This window comes from Glycocaulis sp. (assembly GCF_052168375.1).
Taxonomy (GTDB): domain Bacteria; phylum Pseudomonadota; class Alphaproteobacteria; order Caulobacterales; family Maricaulaceae; genus Glycocaulis.
The window spans coordinates 1-5,120 of sequence record NZ_JBQLZR010000062.1; the positions used below are offsets into that span (position 1 = coordinate 1).

At 60.9% G+C, this 5,120-nt stretch carries 4 protein-coding genes; 2 read left to right on the forward strand and 2 right to left on the reverse strand.

Annotated features, from left to right (window positions below):
* The first annotated feature begins 378 nt into the window (after positions 1-378).
* On the forward strand, positions 379-1,767 hold the full coding sequence (gor, locus tag ACTS2Z_RS02520) for a glutathione-disulfide reductase (protein ID WP_442571658.1): 1,389 nt from the start codon (positions 379-381) through the stop codon (positions 1,765-1,767).
* Complete coding sequence (locus tag ACTS2Z_RS02525; RefSeq protein WP_442571659.1) at positions 1,764-3,131, forward strand: class II 3-deoxy-7-phosphoheptulonate synthase; 1,368 nt, start codon at positions 1,764-1,766, stop codon at positions 3,129-3,131. The genes gor and ACTS2Z_RS02525 overlap by 4 nt, the downstream gene beginning before the upstream one ends.
* A gap of 59 nt (positions 3,132-3,190) precedes the next feature.
* Here ACTS2Z_RS02525 and ACTS2Z_RS02530 read toward each other — a convergent pair whose 3' ends face one another.
* The gene (locus ACTS2Z_RS02530) at positions 3,191-4,519 is read right to left on the reverse strand and encodes a methyl-accepting chemotaxis protein (protein ID WP_442571660.1); all 1,329 of its coding nucleotides are present in this window, start codon (positions 4,517-4,519) and stop codon (positions 3,191-3,193) included.
* A 9-nt stretch (positions 4,520-4,528) separates the two neighbouring features.
* Positions 4,529-4,888 carry a hypothetical protein gene (locus ACTS2Z_RS02535; protein WP_442571661.1) on the reverse strand — a complete coding sequence of 120 codons (360 nt, stop codon included), beginning with the start codon at positions 4,886-4,888 and terminating at the stop codon, positions 4,529-4,531.
* Between the last annotated feature and the right edge of the window lie 232 nt (positions 4,889-5,120).

Sequence of the window (5,120 nt, forward strand, 5' to 3'; positions counted from 1 at the left end):
AGGGGTATTGCTTTTTTGCCGGTAGGCCTTTCCACCGGGGTCTCCCGCCCCGACGGGAGACCCAGTTCGCCATGATAGACGTCCAGTCTCTTCTTATCGCGTCATGCCCGCGCAGGCGGGCATCCAGTGATTGAAGGGCAAGGGCGTTGATCAATCGCTCTGGGTTCCCGCCTGCGCGGGAACGACGAGAGTAAGGGAGAGGTCCGCCCATCCACCCGAAAATGCGGACAGATCGCGGGGACAGGTCCACGGCTCCTTCGGCCGGGCCCGGTGTGGCGGTTTTGCCACATGTGAAACCGGGCGCTCCGCACCTATGAATCGGGGTCCGCATACCGCATTTGCGGGGTTTCGAACCTATAAAACGGGGCATCTGATCCTATGGCCGAATTTGACTATGATCTTTTCACCATCGGGGCAGGGTCTGGCGGCGTAAGGGCGTCGCGCCTGGTCGCCATGAAGGGCCATAAGGTTGCCGTGGCCGAGGAGCACCGGCCGGGCGGAACGTGCGTCATCCGCGGCTGTGTCCCGAAAAAGTTCATGGTCTATGCCTCTGGCTTCAAAAAGCAATTCGAGCTGGCCAAGGCCTATGGCTGGGATGTGGGCGCGCCGGAATTTGACTGGCCTGCCTTTCGCGATGCCATGAATGCAGAGGTGGACAGGTTGTCCGGCATTTATGCGAAGAACCTTGCCAATGCGGGCGTTGAACTGATCTCCGAGCGCGCCGAATTCGTTGATGAGCACACGCTAGAGCTAAAATCCTCCGGGCGCCGGATAACCGCAAAGACTATCCTCATCGCAACAGGAGGACGGCCCAACGTCCATGACGGGCTGGAGGGTGTTGAGCTGGCCATCACGTCAGATGAGCTGTTCCACCTGCCCAGCCTGCCCAGATCCATGCTGATCGCGGGCGGTGGCTACATAGCTTGCGAGTTTGCGCAAGTATTCGCCCGCATGGGTGTCGAGGTGACGCTGGTCTATCGCCGCGACACGGTATTGCGTGGTTTTGACGATGATGTGCGCGAGTTCGTGCACGAGGGACTCAAAGCCTCCGGCGTGCGGGTGATCACCCATACTGTGTTTGAAAAGATTGAAGAAAACGACGATGGCACCCGCACGGTTCATCTGAAGAATGGTGATGTCTGCCCGGTCGACGTGGTGGTGTTCGCCATTGGCCGCGATCCTCACACCAAGGGGCTCGGCCTTGAGAAGGCAGGTGTCGAGACGGGCGAGCGCGGCGTGGTGAAGGTCGATGAATATTCGCGCACCAGCGTGCCGCATATCTATGCCGTCGGCGACGTAACGGACCGGGTGAACCTGACGCCTGTCGCGATCCGCGAGGCGGTCTGCTTTGCCGAAACCGCCTTTGGCGGCACGCCAACTGCCTATGATCACGAGAATATCGCGAGCGCCGTCTTCACCCAGCCGCCGGTCGGCACCGTGGGCCTGAGCGAGGCGGATGCGCGCCGCCTGCATGGGGATGTCGACATCTACAAGAGCGTGTTCCGGCCGATGAAGGGTATGCTGGGGGCCAATCCGGAGCGCATGCTGATGAAGATGATTGTGCAGCGCGGCACGAACAGGGTTCTCGGCGTGCACATTGTGGGCGATGATGCACCGGAGATCATCCAGGCCGTCGGCATTGCTGTGAAGGCCGGGCTGACCAAGGAGCAGTTTGATGCCACCTGCGCGGTGCACCCAACTGTTGCCGAAGAGCTTGTAACCATGCGGAAAAAATGGATCCCGCCCGAATTGAAAGAAGCGCCATGAGTGGATGGAACCCGTCGAGCTGGAGGTCCCGCAAAGCCCTGCAGCTGCCGAACTATCCGGACAGGGCTGCACTTGAAGCGGTCGAGGCTGAGCTTGCGCGCCGTCCTCCGCTTGTGTTTGCCGGCGAGATCCGCCGTCTGCGCCGCCAGCTCGCCAATGTTGCGGCCGGTCAGGCCTTCCTGCTGCAAGGCGGGGATTGCGCGGAGAGTTTCAAGGAGTTTTCCGCGGCCAACGTCCGGGATACTTTCCGCGTGTTGTTGCAGATGGCGGTGGTGATGACCTTCGCCGCTGCAAAACCGGTGGTAAAAGTCGGCCGGATAGCCGGCCAGTTTTCCAAGCCGCGTTCGAGCGATACAGAGGTCATCGATGGCGTGGAGTTGCCGTCCTATCGCGGTGATTCCATTAACGATATGGCGTTCACGCCTGAGGGGCGGGTGCCCGATCCGCAGCGCCTTGTGCGGGCCTATGACCAGTCGGCTTCGACGCTCAATCTCCTGCGTGCGCTGGCCTCTGGCGGCTATGCCGATCTGCACAATGTGCACCAGTGGACGCTGGAATTCTTGTCGGATAGCCCGGCTGGTGAGCGCTATCAGGAATATGCCGACCGCATCACCGAGGCACTCTCCTTCATGCGGGCCTGCGGCGTGACGGCGGATGCCGCCCCGTCACTGGAAGGCGTTGATTTCTATACCTCTCACGAGGCGCTTCACTTGCCGTTCGAAGAAGCGATGACGCGCATGGAGACGCAGTCGGGCCGCTGGTATGGCACGTCCGCGCACCTGATCTGGATCGGGGACAGAACCCGCCAGCCAGACGGAGCCCATGTCGAGTATTGCCGCGGCGTGGAAAACCCGATCGGGCTCAAGTGCGGTCCCTCGCTCGACCCGGATGAGCTTATCCGGTTGATTGATCTGCTGAATCCACGAAACGAGGCCGGCCGTCTCGTGCTCTACGCCCGCATGGGCGCGGGCAAGGTCGAGGCCGGATTGCCGCCGCTGGTGCGCAAGGTCGTCGCCGAAGGACGCAACGTGGTCTGGTCGTGTGATCCGATGCACGGAAATACGATAAAGGCCGGAAATGGTTACAAGACTCGCGCCTTTGACCACATCCTCTCGGAGCTGAAGAGCTTTATCGAGGTGGTGCGCAGCGAAGGCGCAGAGCCGGGCGGCGTTCATTTCGAGATGACCGGTCAGGATGTGACCGAATGTGTCGGCGGGGCAGGGCATCTGTCCGAAGCCGACCTTTCAAGCCGGTATCACACCCATTGCGACCCGCGTCTGAATGCGGATCAAGCCCTTGAAATGGCTTTCCAGATTTCCGATGCGTTGAAACCGGCAGCCGCCATCCGGGCGGCCGCGGAGTAAGCGGACCGGCTCGCTGCCCGCAGCGTTTCACGTGCGGGCAGCGCTATCATCGGACCTTATCAGGCAGCCCTGACTGTTGTCAGGAAGGCCTTGAGCTTCTCGTCGAGCAGGCGGGTCTGATTGGAGAGTGACGCAGCCGCGAGGCGCACCTCGTTGCTGGCCCGCCCGGTATCGTTGGATGCCTGCACGATGCCCGAAAGCGAGGACGTGACCTCGCCGGTGCCGGTGGCCGCCTCGGCGATGTTGCGGGCGATTTCATGGGTCGTCGCGCGCTGTTCCTCTGCCGCTGCAGCAATGCCTTCGGACCGCTCCGAAATGGCCGATACCTGACGGGTGATCGCATCGACAGACTGGATGGAATCGTCGGCAGCGGTCTGCATGTCCCCGATCTTGGCGGAGATGTCGCTCGTCGCGCGGGCCGTCTGTTCGGCCAGTGCCTTGACCTCGCTTGCCACTACGGCAAAGCCCTTACCGGCTTCGCCCGCCCGGGCAGCTTCGATCGTGGCGTTGAGTGCCAGCAGATTGGTCTGCTCAGCAATGGAGGAGATCAGCTCTGTCACCGATGCCACCGTGCTGACCACATTGCTCAGCCGCGCCATGGCTTCGGCGGACACTTGCGCCTGTTTGAGGGCGCCGTGGGCCTGCTCGCGGGTGCGGGTGATCTGTTCAGTCACTTCGCCGATGCTGGCGGAGAATTCCTCGGTTGCGCCGGCGACGGACTGGACGTTGGCGCTGGCCTGCTCGGCGGCGGCTGATACCGAGGCAGACTGGCGGTTGGTCTCTTCGGCTATGGCGGCCATGGCCGAAGCGTTGGCCAGAAGCTGGCTGGCCGAAGCATTCACCTCGGCAGCGACTTCGCCAACCGCCCGCTCGAACTCGTCGGCCAGACGATTCATCTGCTCGGTGCGTTCCTTGCGGCGGCGCTCGTTTTCAAGCTTTTGCGCCTCTGCCTCGTCTTCGCGCGCCTTTTGCAACTGGGTACGGAAATACAGCGCGACACGTCCAAGATCACCAATCTCGTCCTTGCGCCTGGCGCTGGGCACCTCAATCGTCAGATTGCCATCGAGCATGGTTCTCAGATCGGCCATGACGGCTTGCAGCGGCCGGGAAATCCCATAGCGCGCGATGAACATGCCGACTGCGATGCCGGCAATCGTTCCGAGGACGGCGAGGGTCAACATCAGGATTTGGCGCTGATCTGCCAGCTCGGAGGCGTCGAGATAGGTCTGCGCCGCCGTTGTATCGAGGCTGTCGAGAAGCTCGCTGATCTGCGCATTTGCCGTCAGTACGAGCGCGCGGTTGGCATCAACCTGTTCGAGTATCGCCTCGCGGCCAGTGCCGACATTACCTTCCAGTTCGCGCGACGCGAGATCGAGCGTTGCCTGCACCCGGCTGGCTTAGGCGTTGAACTGGTTCTCCGCATCGATCACCTGATCGAGCAATTCGCCGTAAGCGATAGCACGCAGGTCGGCGAAGCCCTGTGCAACCGAGGCCGTGACCGTGCGGGCAATCTCCTGCGCTTCGGCGAGGTGAGTCCTGTCGGTCGTCGCCATGTATTCAGCGCGGCGTAAGGCGATGAATCCTTCGTTTATGCGCCCTGCAACGCGAATCTCGTGCGCTGCTGTGTTGATGTGTGAAGCGGATGAGCTCAATGCCTGGAGGCTGCTCATCGACAACATCGTAATTCCAGTGGCAGCCATGCCCATTACGCCGATAATGATTACGATCTTGCTTGCTATGTTTAATTTAGACAGCATTTCTTGCCTCATTGATTGAATTGATCAGAATCAACGTTCCTAGTTGCTTTATCAATTCGAATGCGAACTCGTGCGCCTGAAAATTTAACGGCTGGTTAAATTGGAGTTCGCCACCAGTCGCCTGGCCCTCCGAACTGGAAACTTGATTAATCCTGCATTGACCCCGGCAGCGCTAAAGGCACTCCCAGATTAGGAGGTGCCCCATGTTCCGGCATGTTTTGAATTGTTCGTT

Coding starts and splice junctions, on each gene's coding strand:
- ACTS2Z_RS02535 (WP_442571661.1), bottom strand. CDS start 4,888: ATGCTGTCTAAATTAAACATAGCAAGCAAGATCGTAATCATTATCGGC.
- ACTS2Z_RS02525 (WP_442571659.1), top strand. CDS start 1,764: ATGAGTGGATGGAACCCGTCGAGCTGGAGGTCCCGCAAAGCCCTGCAG.
- gor (WP_442571658.1), top strand. CDS start 379: ATGGCCGAATTTGACTATGATCTTTTCACCATCGGGGCAGGGTCTGGC.